The 15,050-nt window shown below is 34.2% G+C and carries 12 protein-coding genes and 1 other annotated feature; all 12 genes read right to left on the bottom strand.

What is annotated here, in order from left to right:
• Positions 1-162: 162 nt before the first annotated feature.
• The 12 genes from CAR_RS03720 to murC all read right to left on the bottom strand — a co-directional run bounded on the left by CAR_RS03720 (position 163) and on the right by murC (position 14,712).
• A complete protein-coding gene (locus tag CAR_RS03720; protein WP_013710375.1) occupies positions 163-1,842 on the bottom strand; it encodes a peptide ABC transporter substrate-binding protein in 1,680 nt (559 codons plus the stop codon).
• A 306-nt stretch (positions 1,843-2,148) separates the two neighbouring features.
• Entirely contained in the window at positions 2,149-2,511 is a 363-nt protein-coding gene (rplT, locus tag CAR_RS03715) for a 50S ribosomal protein L20 (RefSeq protein ID WP_013710374.1), read from the bottom strand.
• A gap of 108 nt (positions 2,512-2,619) precedes the next feature.
• Positions 2,620-2,817 carry a 50S ribosomal protein L35 gene (gene rpmI, locus CAR_RS03710; protein WP_013710373.1) on the bottom strand — a complete coding sequence of 66 codons (198 nt, stop codon included), beginning with the start codon at positions 2,815-2,817 and terminating at the stop codon, positions 2,620-2,622.
• A gap of 25 nt (positions 2,818-2,842) precedes the next feature.
• Entirely contained in the window at positions 2,843-3,364 is a 522-nt protein-coding gene (infC, locus tag CAR_RS03705) for a translation initiation factor IF-3 (RefSeq protein WP_013710372.1), read from the bottom strand.
• A 28-nt stretch (positions 3,365-3,392) separates the two neighbouring features.
• Positions 3,393-3,535 (bottom strand) — a sequence feature (ribosomal protein L20 leader region).
• Between the two features lie 45 nt (positions 3,536-3,580).
• Positions 3,581-5,518, bottom strand: a complete 1,938-nt coding sequence (thrS, locus tag CAR_RS03700; RefSeq protein ID WP_013710371.1) for a threonine--tRNA ligase — start codon at positions 5,516-5,518, stop codon at positions 3,581-3,583.
• A 382-nt stretch (positions 5,519-5,900) separates the two neighbouring features.
• The gene (gene dnaI, locus CAR_RS03695; RefSeq protein ID WP_013710370.1) at positions 5,901-6,830 is read right to left on the bottom strand and encodes a primosomal protein DnaI; all 930 of its coding nucleotides are present in this window, start codon (positions 6,828-6,830) and stop codon (positions 5,901-5,903) included.
• Between the two features lie 2 nt (positions 6,831-6,832).
• Complete coding sequence (locus tag CAR_RS03690; protein WP_041556151.1) at positions 6,833-8,281, bottom strand: replication initiation and membrane attachment family protein; 1,449 nt, start codon at positions 8,279-8,281, stop codon at positions 6,833-6,835.
• 25 nt (positions 8,282-8,306) lie between these two features.
• Complete coding sequence (gene nrdR, locus CAR_RS03685) at positions 8,307-8,774, bottom strand: transcriptional regulator NrdR (RefSeq protein ID WP_013710368.1); 468 nt, start codon at positions 8,772-8,774, stop codon at positions 8,307-8,309.
• A gap of 162 nt (positions 8,775-8,936) precedes the next feature.
• Positions 8,937-9,536 (bottom strand): dephospho-CoA kinase, encoded by a 600-nt coding sequence (gene coaE / locus CAR_RS03680; RefSeq protein WP_013710367.1) that lies wholly within the window; start codon positions 9,534-9,536, stop codon positions 8,937-8,939.
• 18 nt (positions 9,537-9,554) lie between these two features.
• Positions 9,555-10,391 (bottom strand): DNA-formamidopyrimidine glycosylase, encoded by an 837-nt coding sequence (gene mutM, locus CAR_RS03675; protein WP_013710366.1) that lies wholly within the window; start codon positions 10,389-10,391, stop codon positions 9,555-9,557.
• 70 nt (positions 10,392-10,461) lie between these two features.
• Positions 10,462-13,122 (bottom strand): DNA polymerase I, encoded by a 2,661-nt coding sequence (polA, locus tag CAR_RS03670; RefSeq protein WP_041556150.1) that lies wholly within the window; start codon positions 13,120-13,122, stop codon positions 10,462-10,464.
• A gap of 258 nt (positions 13,123-13,380) precedes the next feature.
• Positions 13,381-14,712: a UDP-N-acetylmuramate--L-alanine ligase gene (gene murC / locus CAR_RS03665; RefSeq protein ID WP_013710364.1), complete on the bottom strand. Its 1,332-nt coding sequence runs from the start codon at positions 14,710-14,712 to the stop codon at positions 13,381-13,383.
• Positions 14,713-15,050: the final 338 nt, after the last annotated feature.

Below are 15,050 nucleotides of genomic sequence, written 5' to 3'. Positions count from 1 at the left end.
ATCATAATAAAGTTTAATTATAAAATATTCATAACTTCTTCATTTTATCATCATTTAAAAGAGAGAGAAATGAGTATTTACTTACTCTAATAGGAATCTTATCCTTCTCACATACTAAACACAAAAAAAGAGCGAATATACTTCGCTCTTTTTTTAAAAATTTTATTCTTTTCCGTCAATTGAAGCCCATTTGTATGAGTATTCTGCACCTGTTAAGTGACTTGAGAAATCTTTAAGATAATCTTTTTCTAAAACAGAGTATGCACGTTGATAAATTGGTGCAATTCCGCCTGTTTCCATTAAGATTTTTTCAGCTTCTAACATATCTTCCCAACGACCTTCTAAATCTGTTACATTTGTTTGAGCACTTTCAACTAATGCATCGTAATCAGGATTAGAGTAGCTAGATTTGTTGTTTCCATTTTCTGAATGGAATAATTCTAAGAAGTTGATTGGATCTGCGTAGTCAGCTCCCCAACCAGCCATTTCGATATCGTAATCTTGATTCGTATCTGCATCTAAACGAACTTTAAATGGAACATTTCTTAAGTTGATTTCTAAACCTGGTAGATTCGAAGTCAATTGTCCTTGCATAAATTCTAGAGATTTTTTAGCATTTTCAGTATCATCACCTAAAATTTCTAAAGTAAGAGAATCCACACCCAATTCGTCTAAACCTGCTGCAAAATACTCTTGCGCTTGTTCAACGTCATAAGTTAATAAATCTCCACTTTGTGCACGGAAATCTTCACCTGTTGCAGGATCAACAGCTAATTCAGCTGGAACTAACCCATTAGCTGGAATAGAACCGTTTTGAAGAACTGTGTCAGCAAAAGCTTGTTTATCATAAGCCATTGCAATAGCTTTACGAATATTTTCATTAGCTAAAGGAGTTTCTTCTCCATCACGTTCTTGGTTAAATTTAAAGTAGAAAACAGATGAAGTTGGTTGAGTTTTCAATTCAGGATCGCCTTGTTTTGTTTGTACATATTCACCTGATAATGTAATACGGTCAACTGCTCCTGTATCGTACAAGTTGATTGCAGTAGATGTTTCTTTAACTACATCAACATTTATTGCATCTAATACTACAGTTTCTGCATCCCAGTATTCTTCATTTTTATTTAATACCCAGCTTAAGCCAGTACCATCCCATTCGTCTAATACGAAAGGACCATTGTAAAGAACAGTATCACTATTTGTTGCATATTTTTCACCTTGTTCAGTTACAAAAGCTTCGTTTTGTGGTAAAAACATTGGAAGTGTTAGTAAATCTTTGAAGTAAGGCACAGCTTTTTCTAATTGAACTTCTAACGTTTTTTCATCAACAGCCGTAGCACCTAGTTCTGAAGGTTCCATTTCTCCCGTTAAAATTGCAGAAGCATTTTCAACAACACCATCAATCATGTATGAGTATTCAGCAGCTGTTTCAGGAGTTGCTAAACGCTGCCAAGCATAGACAAAATCACCGGCTGTTACAGGATCTCCATTAGACCAAACTGCATCTTCTTTAATTTTAAATGTATATGTTAAACCATCTTCACTCACTTCTGGTTCTTCAGCAGCCATTCCTAATTCAAGTTTATTCTCAGGATTTTGGCGATATAATCCTTCATTCACGTTATTTAAAACGGTACCACTTACTACATCTGTTGATTTTGCAGAATCCATATTTGGTAATTCAGCACTTTCAATCAGGTTCAGTACTTGCTCTTCAGAAGAGCCAGAAGTTGTTGATTCTGTATTTGCTGTTTCTCCATCGTTTCCACCACCACAAGCTGCTAAAACTAATGCAGATGTAGCTGTTAAACCTAATAAACTAACTAATTTACTCTTTTTCATATTAAATCCCCCTATTTCTTTTTCAATTCTTCTAATAATCAGTAACTCAATATTAGTTTACTCAAATTATATTATCATCTTATTATCACAATTTCAATACAAATTATTAAAATAGTGTAATAAAAAATTTATATTCTAATCCTATACTCATTCTTTTTCTAAAAAAAGCCTATACATATAGTTTTTCTAACTAGTTTTACTTATTAAAAATTTCGTTTTATTTGTTACAAATCTGACACATTTAATTTCAACATTATTCCATAAAAAAAAGCTATTTCACAGAATAGTGAAATAGCTTTTAGAATATTATTTGTTGTTCAATGCAGTTTTAGCTTGTTCAGCTAATGCTGTGAATGCAGCAGCATCTGTAACAGCGATTTCTGCTAACATTTTACGGTTAACATCGATTTCTGCTAATTTAAGACCATGCATAAATGTGCTGTAGCTCATGTTGTTTAAACGAGCAGCTGCATTAATACGAGCGATCCATAATTTACGGAAATCACGTTTCTTTTGACGACGGTCTCTGTAAGCATAAGTATATGATTTCATTACTTGTTGCTTAGCTGTTTTGAATAAAATATGTTTAGAACCGTAATACCCTTTTGCTAATTTTAATATTTTTTTACGACGTTTACGAGTAACCGTTCCACCTTTTACACGTGGCATATTAATTTCCTCCTCTAAGATGTTTTCTCTACAAGAAAACTCTTTTGACTAATTTAAACTACATTTGTTCATTTTTTTAAATGAACTAAAATACGCTAAGGTAAAAGATTACCATTTAGCTAATTGTTGACGGATACGTTTCATATCGCCAGAAGATACCATTGCTGATTTACGTAATTTACGTTTTTGTTTTTGTGATTTGTTTGCAAACATATGGCTTGTTTTAGCATGATGACGTTTTAATCCACCATTACCTGTTCTTTTGAACCGTTTTGCTGAACCACGGTGTGTTTTTTGTTTTGGCATTTGTTATTTCCTCCTCAAAATACTCTTACTTTTCATTCTTTGGTGCTAAAATTAAGAACATGCTGCGACCATCCATTTTAGCTGCTGATTCAATAGTTGAAATATCAGCTGTTTCTTTAGCTAAACGATCCAACACTTCTTTACCAATACTTTTATGAGTAATGGCACGACCTTTAAATCGGATTGAAGCCTTTACTTTATCTCCTTTTTCAAGGAACTTACGTGCGTTACGTAATTTAGTATTAAAATCATTTAAATCAATAGTAGGACTTAATCTTACTTCTTTGATACTAATGACTTTTTGATTTTTACGGGCTTCACGTTCTTTTTTCTGTTGCTCAAAACGGAATTTACCGTAGTCCATAATACGTGCTACAGGTGGTTTTGCTTTTGGAGCTACTAGTACTAAGTCTAAGTTTGCTTCTTCTGCAAGTTTTAACGCTTCACTTTTTGTAATTACACCAAGTTGTTCGCTATTACTACCAATAACGCGTAATTCACGTGCACGAATGCCGTCATTTACCATCATATCTTTTGCTATGGTCATACACCTCCATTAGATTTGAGAGAAAGAACAGCAGAAAAATAGACGAGTTCATTATGAACCCGCCTATAAATAATTTCTAACTCACACCGAATGCAAGTTATCATCGTTTATATCTAGCCCAGAGACACTTTCGTCAACTTAGGCGAGAAGCGGGTGCTTCTGCTTGATTTTCTCAACTTATTTATTATACTTTATTGAATCTATAATGTCAATCTATTAGTTGCTAAAGTTTTTTATTTCTGATGAAACTTTTTCTATATAATCATTTAACCCAATTGTTTCAGTCGCTTTTTCGCCATACTTACGTACCGCAACCGTATTATCTTGAACTTCGCTATCTCCAACAACTAATTGATAAGGTATTTTTTGTGTTTGAGAAGCACGTATTTTATACCCCATTTTTTCATTGCGTTCGTCAACATCTACGCGCATTCCAATACTTTCTAGTTGTTTTTTAATCTCATAAGCATAATCTGTATGCATATCTAAGTTAACTGGAATAATTGTCGCTTGAACTGGTGCTAACCAAGTAGGAAACGCTCCTTTGTACTCTTCAATCAAGTAAGCTACAAAACGCTCCATTGTAGAAACAATACCACGGTGAATAACCACAGGACGGTGATTATTTTCGCCATCTTCACCTACATATGTCAGGTCAAAACGTTCTGGAAGTAAAAAGTCTAGTTGGATTGTTGAAAGTGTCTCTTCAATTCCGATAGCTGTTTTTACTAATACATCTAGTTTAGGACCATAGAAAGCTGCTTCGCCTTCTGCTTCAAAATAGTCTAATTCCATGTCATCCATAGCTGCTTTAAGCATTGTTTGAGCTTTTTCCCACATACCATCATCATCATAGTATTTTTCTGTGTTATTAGGATCACGATAGCTTAATCGGAAACGGTAATCAGTAATGTTAAAATCACCGTAAACAGCTAACATCAACTCCAGTGTACGCTTGAATTCTTCTTCAATTTGATCTGGACGTACGAATGTATGTCCATCATTCAAAGTCATTTCACGTACTCGTTGTAATCCTGATAAAGCTCCACTCTTTTCATAGCGATGCATTTGTCCTAATTCAGCAATCCGAATAGGCAACTCACGGTAGCTGTGCACATCATTTTTGTATACCATCATATGGTGTGGGCAGTTCATTGGGCGCAAGACAAGCATTTCGCCATCACCCATATCCATAGGTGGGAACATATCTTCATGATAATGGTCCCAATGACCAGATGTTTTGTATAAGTTTACATCAGCCATAATAGGTGTGTAGACATGTTGGTAACCTAAACTGATTTCACGGTCAACGATGTAACGTTCAATTGTACGACGAATCGTAGCACCTTTTGGCAACCAGAACGGCAATCCAGATCCAACTTCAGGAGAAATCATGAATAAATCTAATTCTTTTCCTAATTTACGGTGATCACGTAACTTAGCTTCTTCACGCATTTTTATAAACTCTTTCAAGTCTTTTTTATCAAAGAATGCTGTTCCGTAAACCCGTTGCATCATTTTATTATCCGAGTTCCCTCTCCAGTAGGCACCTGCAAGAGATAACAGTTTAAACACTTGAATACGACCTGTAGATGGCACATGGACACCACGACATAAATCTACAAAATCGCCTTGGTCATATACTGTAATTTTTTCTGATTCAGGTAATGCTGTAATCAATTCTACTTTGTAAGGATCATCTTTGAAGATTTCTAACGCTTCTTCACGTGTAACTTCTTTACGAACAATAGGATTATTTTCTTTTACAATTGCCATCATTTCAGCTTCAATTTTTGGAATATCTTCATCTGTTATTGGTGCTTCAGAATCTGTGTCATAATAAAATCCAGTTGAAATGGCAGGACCCACTCCAAATTTTATATCTGGATACAAACGACGTAATGCATTTGCCATCAAGTGAGCAGTTGAATGACGCAAAATTTGTAATGCATCTTCATGATCTGGTGTAATGATTTCAATCTCACCATTTACTTCTAGCGGACGTACTAAATCCACTAATTCTCCGTTAAATTTACCAGCTAATGCTTTTTTGGCTAAACCTTTGCTGATACTTTCAGCAATATCTTTTGTAGATGAACCCATTGGAAACGATTTTACTGCTCCATCTGGAAACGTAATGTTAATTTCTGACATAGTTTATTCCTCCATATTCTAATTTTAAAATACCATCTTTGTTCAGCTAGAAAACAAAAAAGCCCCTTTTATAGTATATAAAATACCATAAAAGGGACGTTCATTACGTGGTTCCACCCAGATTCAGAATTTAGCAAACACTCTAAACTCACTCTAAGCTGTTAACGCTAGCTAAACGACCAACTGCTAATACGAAAAGGTTCACAGTGGCACTCGAAAGGGGTCAAAACAAGAACGAAATTAGAAAACTTTCAGCATTGTTTTCTTCTCTAAAAAAATCGTAACCAAGTTTTGGTGTCTTTCTCAATGATTTCTTTTATATCTATCATTAAAGCACTTTTTGATTCTAATTTCAAGGATAGGATGTGTATTTCTAATTTATTTATTGGAGATGACGTCGATTAGAACCCGTCATTTTCACTTCTTTAGCTAGATAACGAACTCTTTCCATAATTCTTTTTGCTTTTAATGGCTCATCTTCGCCTCTTTGCGTTACTCTTAAGTGTTCCTCTTCAAGTTGTTTCATATCAAAATTAGAAGAGAAAAAAGTAGGCCGTTGTTCTTGCATGCGGTACTGTAAAATAACTCCTAGTACATCATCTCTTATCCAACTAGACATAGAATCCGCACCAATATCGTCTAACATGAGTATTGGTGCTTTTTTTACAAACTCTAACTTTTCACCGGTATTATTCTTGCCAATAGACTGCTTCATTTCCACTGCAAATGACGGAAAGTGCATGAGCGTAGAAGGGAAACCGTTTTTAGCTAATTCATGTGCTAACGCACCTAAGAGATACGTTTTCCCTACACCAAATGATCCTTGTAAATACAAGCCTTTATGGTAGCCTTTAGGATTCGTCATATACGCATCAATAAAGTCATAAACCTCTGAAATCGCAAATCTTCGTTCATCAGTCAATTCAAAATCAGCTAGTTTTGCATTCCGAACATCTTTAGGCATATCCATGGAATAAATACGATTTTTAATTTCTAATTCTTTTTGCCTAGCGATCAACTCAGCAGAAGGCACATAAGTTACATCAATGTAATGGTAGTTTAAAATCAATTTAGGATGGTAACCTGGAGCCATCATACCTTTGTTTAAATGAAATTTCTTTTTTTCTTGTACATATTCATACAACTTAGCATAACTTTTTACAATAGCCTCATCGTTCAATTTTTGGCGATTGTCTTCAATAAATTGCATGACATCTGGATCATCTAATACTTCTTGGATTAATTCCTCATATTTATGATTCAAATTACGCTCTTTAATCATTCTTGTTAGACTTTCACCGATATCTTCCATCATTATTCACCTTCTTTGCCGAAATTTTGAATTCTTTTCAATCTTTCCATAAATGCATTTTGCTCTTCTTCACTCATCGGCTTTTCTTCCAATTGATTATTTCCTTCTTTAGCCCAATCGGGAAGCGTTTCTTTTCTTATAGTTGTTTGATTACCATAATTTGATTTGCCTCTGTTTTGCGTATACGATTTACTACGATTTTCTTGTTGTTGTCGTTTTTCAGCATTTTCAGAGTACATTTTTTTCACTTTTTGAATCGCTTCTTCAGGTGCAACAACTTTCTCTTGCGCCCAGTCATTCGCGATCTTATAGGCCAATTTTTGATCCAGTGTTGGGTTATTCCTTACAACTAGAATATAGTGAATCAAAATATTGATAACGGCCGTTGGCAAATTAGCTTTTTTGACAATTTCTTCTAATGTCCACTCTTCTGGTTTTGTGACAAACCCACCCTTTTGATCTTTAATAGAATTCATAAAATCAACCGGACTTATTTGCTCACTCACTTCAATAACGGCAATATCTTCTTTGGTTAACCCTCTATTAGTTAGCTCCGTTTCACGCATTTTTTGTTGGTTGGAATCTACTTCTATATCTTTTTCTACAACGTCTTTTAAAGAGATATTTTGTTGGTTTTTATTGTGGTAATCATCATACGCCAATTTTTTTAATCTTTTTTCGTCAATTTTACCCGTTTCGATATCCGAAGCATTTAATACGAATTGTTGCATAGCTAACTCATCTAAGCCATACAGCGTATGCAATACAAGTATTGTCTCTTCAATTTCTTTTGTGATCGAAGAACGGTTGACATATTGGTGATTTAATCCTGTATAAAAGAATTTCAAATCAAATGTTTTAGGATCAACTCTTGGTCTTGTAGAACTTGTATTACCAATATAAGAAACCGGCTGTTTAAGTAATTCTTTCTCTCTTTTTAGTAACTCAGCATCAAACTGAAAAACATCCAAGAAAGACTTTGTGATCTCTTGAAACTTATTTTTATCTATAGTTTCTACAACAAATCGATTTCTTAATTTTTTGAATTTTCGTTCTCCAACTTTTTCTAATAACAACAAACTTAATAAATCGTCCTTAAAAAAGACCTTACTCGTTTGAGGAGCTTGTAATTCGTAGACAATTAGCTTTGTCGGACTTGTTTGAAGATATGTTTTAATCAATCCTATTGCTTCCAATTTAATTCTAGCTTGATACAACTCAGGGATACCAATATTTAACAAAGCTAGCAATTCAGAATGTAAGATTCCTTCACTCCAGTAATTCTCTTCTTCTATCTCTGTCCACAAAGTCATATAAAGACTGTATGCAGCATTTCCTACTAAAGGTTGATACAAAAAAGTGAGAATTTTTTGATCGATATCCGAAAGCAATGCCTGTTGTTTTACTAAAAAACCATCCTTGGGACTTAAGTTTTTCCATGGATACCCCAAAACAACTCCCACCTTTCTATTTCAATTAATTTTTTCCAGCTTTTTTTCTTTCAAATTCTTGTAATTCTTTTAAAAAGACACTCATATCTTTAAATTGGCGATAAACACTAGCAAAACGTATATAAGCTACCTCATCTATGTCAGCTAATTTTTCCATAATGTATTCTCCGATAATAGCAGAAGCAATTTCATTTTCGCCTAGTCCTCTGATTTGATTTTCTACTTCATCAACTATTTTTTCAACTTGTTCCATTGCTACAGGTCGTTTTTCACACGAACGAATCAATCCTCTTAGAATTTTTTCGCGATTAAATTCTTCTCTGGTGCCATTTTTTTTAATAACTAAAAGCGGTGTTTTTTCTACTCGTTCAAACGTAGTAAAGCGGAATTTGCATGCTTCACATTCTCTCCTTCTGCGAATAGCACGCCCATCATCTGCTGGACGACTATCGACAACTTTAGAACCATTATTTTGACAGCGTGGACATTGCATGTTTATCATTCCTATCTTAAGTGTTATTCTTACTAACACTCTATTTGTACGCACTTATTTACACTATTATACCACACATAAACTAGAGATAAAACCGATTAAATAAGGCGCAAATTTGATCTAAAAAAAAAGAACAAGCTAAAATACTTGTTCTTACGTCTCTTATTTGGCTGTTATTTTGTCTATCCAGTCTATAACTTGCTGTTTCGTATTTTCAGTTGATCCGCTATTGTCAATAACGCTATCTCCAAGAACAATTTTTTCTGAAATTGGAAGTTGAGAGTTGATTTTTTGAATTGCATCTTCTTTTCCTATCTTATCTCTCTTCATCAATCGATCGATTTGAATTTCTTTGGTCGTAGCTACTACCATCACTTGATCCACTTCTTTTTCATAACCCGCCTCAAATAAAAGGGGGATATCCAACACAAGAATCGCAGGGTCTCGTTTCAAATACTCTTTTTTTTGGTCCATCACCCATTGATAAATGCGTTTAGATAAGATCATATTTAGCTTCTCTCTTTGTTTTTCATCTTTAAACACAATCTTCCCTAATGCCGCTCGGTTTAACGTACCGTCAGTCAAAATAACGTTATCGCCAAATTGTTTTTTTATTTCACTTAATCCTTCTGTTCCAGGTTTGACGACTTCTCTTGCTCCAACGTCTGCATCCACCACAGGAAATCCTTGTTCTTTAAATATTTTGCTAACAGTTGATTTACCCGTAGCAATACTTCCAGTTAATCCTAAGATCACAGTCATTCTATCGCCTCTTTTTTATTACTCAATCATTAATCGCTGACAATTAGGGCAAAAATGAGTCCCTCTTTGCGCAACTTTAATTTTTTCGATTGGTGTGCCGCAACGAATACATGGTAGGCCTTTTTTACCATAGACAGACAATTTCACTTGAAATGAACCCGCTTCTCCTAAAGCATTTTGATACGTACGAATAGTCGTCCCACCCGCTTCAACTGCGTCCCCAAGTACTTTTATGATGGCTTCATGTAGTAGAGAAACTTCATTTTTTTGTAAACTATTTGCCGTTCTTAAGGGATGCATTTTGGCTAAAAACAGTGCTTCATCTACATAGATATTTCCTAAACCTGCTACTATCTTTTGATCTAATAAAAGAGGCTTGATAGCTCTTTTTTTAGTTTGCAAGGTTTTATAAAAAATTGCTTCATCAAAGGTTTCTACCGTAGGCTCTGGGCCCAATAGTTTTATCCCAGTTGCAGTGAACTCTTCTCCTATCGGCACAAGCGTCATCCGTCCAAATTTGCGCACATCCAAATAACGTAAGTCTCTCCCATCCGCTAAATGAAAAACTACATGTGTATGTTTTTTTAGAGGTGCTGATGATTCTTCTACTTCATACTTCCCTTCCATACGTAAATGCGAGACCAATGCCCATTGTTTAAAACGAATGATAATGTATTTGCCTCGTCTGTCAAATTCCATAATTTTTTCACCCATTAAAATGCGCTTAAACTCAGTTGTTTCAATTGGACCTGAAATGATACGATCCCAGTATATATCAACGGATTCTATCGTTGCTTCTGACACAAGTTTTTCTAAACCTTTTCTAACTGTTTCAACTTCAGGTAATTCCGGCAACGTATTTCTTCCTTTCTAGATAAAATAAGTGCTTCTGCTATCAACAACCATAGCAGAAACACTTTCTTTATTATTTCGCTTCATACCAGCTTTTTCCACTGTTGCTATCAACTTTTAATGGAACAGATAATTCTACTGCACCTTCCATAACTTCAACAACTAATGCTCTTAATTGTTCAATTTCTTCTTTAGGTGCTTCAAAAATTAGTTCATCATGTACTTGTAGCAGCATAGTTGCTTTCATAGTTGATTCTTTTAATTTTTGGTCCATTTTAATCATAGCAATTTTTATAATATCTGCTGCACTACCTTGGATAGGTGTATTGATAGCTGTTCTTTCAGCAAATGAGCGCAAATTGAAATTTCGAGAATTGATTTCTGGTAAATAACGACGACGTTGGAAGAGCGTTTCAACAAACCCTTTATCTTTTGCCTCTCTCACTATATCTTCCATATACGTTTTTACACCAGGGTATTTTTCAAAGTACGTATCAATAAAATGCTGCGCTTCTTTTCGGCTAATTCCTAAGTTTTGTGATAAACCATAATCACTTATGCCATAAACAATCCCAAAGTTAACAGCTTTAGCTCTACGGCGCATTTCAGAAGAAACTTCTTCTGGAGATCCAATACCAAATACTTGCATAGCTGTACTTGAATGGATGTCTTGTCCCTCAATAAAGGCTTCTTTTAGTAATTTATCGTCTGAAACATGACCCAATACACGCAATTCAATTTGCGAGTAATCGGATGCAAATATTTCCCAACCTTCATGACTAGGAACAAACGCTTGTCTAATCTTTCGGCCTTCTTCTAATCGAATCGGAATATTTTGTAAGTTAGGATCAACTGAACTTAAACGTCCCGTTTGAGCAATTGTCTGCATGTATCGTGTATGAATTTTCCCGGTTTTTTTATCGATTACTTTCAATAAACCTTCTATATAAGTAGATTGTATTTTTGCGATTTGACGATAGTCTAGAATGTGCTCAACAATCGGAGCTTGTTCTCTTAATTGCTCTAAAACATCCACTGCAGTAGAATAACCCGTTTTAGTCTTTTTAATCACAGGATAGCCCATCTTCTCGAATAAAATAACACCTAATTGTTTTGGTGAGTTTAAATTGAATTTTTCACCGGCTAATTCATATACTCGTTGTTCAATATCTGTTAGACGAATGGCAAATTCTTCTTTCATTTCCATTAATCGTTTATCGTTTACTTTTACCCCAGTGAGTTCCATTTCAGCTAAAACCATAGATAAAGGCAATTCCATTTCATTAAACAACTTGGTTTGCTCATTCTTTTCTAAGTTTTCTCCTAATTGTTTACTTAATATACGAATCGCTTTTATCTTTCTTGCAATATGATCGTATATTATAGTTTTCTCTTCTGGAATAGCGATTTTTGCTCCTTTTCCATAAACACTTTCATCTGAGGAAACCTCATAATACTCATGTTCTGTAGCTACTTCAGATAGATCTTTACTGTTATCTTTTGTATTTAGCAAGTAAGAAGCCAACAAGATATCAAAGTCGATTGATGCGATATCCACATTTTGTCTCTTTAATGCAACATAGGTCCTTTTAGCATCAAATACTTGCTTTTGAGCTTCTTTATCTTTTGCCCAGTTTTTAAAATCATCTGATGCAAAAACTACTTCTGGTTCCGCAACATAAATCTGTTGGTCATCTCCCCATCCAATACAGAAAACAGGAGAAGTATGGTAGTTATCGCCTAACATTTCTACATAAAGAGCCATATTATCGTTAAACATATTCTCTGTAATTTCCGTAACGATCGTATATGAAATAGCTTCTTTTTGACTATTTTGTTCTGCATCATATTCCGCAGTATCAAGCTTACTTAAATGAGAATTAAAATCCATTTCTTTATAAAAAGAAATAAGTTTTTCCATGTTCGGTCCATTGAAACTCAACTCTTCAACGCTAATTTTTATAGGAGAGTCGGTATCAATAGTCGCAAGTCGTTTGCTTAGTAATGCTGTTTCTTTTTCATTTATTAGGTTTTCTTTCATTTTACTTTTCTTTAATAAATCAATATTTTCATAAATTCCTTCTACCGATCCATACTCTTTCAATAACTTAAGGGCTGTCTTTTCGCCAATCTTTGTAACACCTGGTATGTTATCTGATGCGTCCCCTGCTAAACCTTTCATATCAATGATTTGAAGCGGGCTAATACCCATCTCTTCATAAATTGATTCAGTGGTGTACTCTTTTAACTCACTAACACCTTTTACTGTAATATCCACTCGAACATTCTCTTTTGCCAATTGTGTTAAATCTCGATCACCAGATATAACCACTACATCATATATTGTTGGATCAACTTTTGTTGCCAAAGTTCCAATAATATCATCTGCCTCGAAGTTTTCTAATTCATAATGTCTAATTCCAAATCCATCCAATAACTCTCTAAGATAAGGCATTTGTTCTGAAAATTCTCTTGGTGTCTTTGACCGACCAGCTTTATATTCATCAAAGAAACTATGGCGAAAGGTTGTATTCCCAGCATCAAAAGCAACCAAAACATGTGTAGGCTTTTCTTTTGTTAACACACTATCAATCATATTATGAAACCCATATAGTGCATTCGTGTGTAAGCCATTTTTATTTTTCATTCTTTCTAATTGAGAATGTAATGCAAAAAAAGCTCTATATGCAACACTATTTCCATCAATCAATACTAATTTTTTTTTCTCACTCATCATAAAACTCCTTTAGCTGCTACTGTTTTGTTTATTTTTTTATTTAGTCATCTAATAATTCTTTTGAAAGCCTTACTTGTCGTTACTATTTTAACAAAAAAATAGAAGGATAGCGAACTTGATTATCCTTTCTACAATTTCTCCAGTATTGTAACTCTTGAGTTTGGTTTAGCAATTTTCAGATGGTCCGGTAATTAAAATAAGTTTGGATAAAAAGACCGAAAGCTATGGTCAATCTCATAGCTTTCGGTCTTTTTTCTATTCTTTTGTTAATGATGAATGACTTAGCAATGTCTCGTATGCTAGTTCAAATTTTTGAACATCTCCAGCTCCCATAAAAATAGCAACTGCATCATGGTGGTCCAACAATGGTGACATATTTTCTTCACTTAATATCGATGCTCCATTATCGATTTTGTTAACTAAATCTTGTATCGTAATGTCTCCTTGATTTTCACGTACTGATCCAAAGATATCACATAAATAAATAGAGTCAGCTAAATTCAACGATTCTGCAAAATCACTCAGCAATGCAACTGTCCGAGTAAAGGTATGTGGTTGAAAAATAGCAATAATTTCTTTATTTGGATATTTCTGACGAGCAGCATCAATCGTTGCGCGGATTTCAGATGGGTGATGTGCATAATCATCAATGATTACCATGTCCAACATTTGTTTTTCGCTAAATCTACGCTTAACGCCTTTAAATGTTTTCAAGTTTTCCATTACGCCTTCTTTATCAATATTTTCATATTGGCAAATAGCTATCACACTAAGTGCGTTAAGAATGTTGTGTTTACCAAACGTTGGAATTTCAAAATGTCCATAAAATTCATCTCTTACATAAACATCAAATGTAGAACCTGTAGTTGAACGAGTCATATTTTTAGCTTGAAAATCATTATGATCTTCAAAACCATAATACAGGATTGGTACATTAGCTTGGAGTTTTTGTAATTGTTCGTCATCTCCACAAGCCACAATAGCTTTCTTTACTTGAACTGCCATTGATTGGAAAGCATCAAAAACGTCACTAAGACTGCTATAATAGTCAGGATGATCAAAATCAATATTTGTCATAATTGCGTAATCAGGTTGATAAGCTAAAAAATGACGGCGGTATTCACATGCTTCTAAAATAAAGAAGTCTGCATCCGGTACACCATGACCGGTTCCATCTCCTATTAAGTAACTTGTGTTTTTAAGCGGACTTAACACATGTGCTAATAATCCTGTTGTACTTGTTTTTCCATGTGATCCTGTAACTGCAACACTAGTGAATTGACCAATAAATTGTGCCAAGAAATCATGGTAGCGAATAACGGTTAGGCCTAATTCATTAGCTGCAACGATTTCTTCATGAGTATCTGGAAAAGCATTCCCCGCAATAACCGTTAAACCTTGATGAATATTTTCTTTGTTAAAGTTTAACATTGGGATTTTAGCTTCTTCTATGTTTTTTTGTGTAAAGAAATACTTTTCGATATCTGATCCTTGAACTTTAAATCCTTTATCGTGCAAAATTAAAGCTAGAGCACTCATACCAGAACCTTTAATACCAACGAAATGATAAATTGTTTCTTTTTTCATTACTTTATTTCCTCCATATTCGTAAATTCAGCCTTATGCCTTTTGAATAGTTGTGTTTGAGAGAGACTATTTAATGTATCGTGTTCCAATACGTTCTTTAAAGTTGATATAGAACGATGCGTTAAAAAAAACCATCTTTGTATTTCTCGTTAAAATAAGATGATTCGTTTAGCGTTAGCTAAAAAGACAAAATTACAACGAAATTAGTATACCATGAATTAATTTAATAGCACACTTAAAAACTCGTTTTCATCTGACTCTTAGCAGAATGAAATATTGTGAACGGATTCAATTATACAATTGACATGCTTTTTTAATACTATCTTTGTAAATGAAAT

Source organism: Carnobacterium sp. 17-4 (assembly GCF_000195575.1).
Lineage (GTDB): Bacteria > Bacillota > Bacilli > Lactobacillales > Carnobacteriaceae > Carnobacterium_B.
This window is presented reverse-complemented; position numbering and strand designations above follow the sequence as displayed.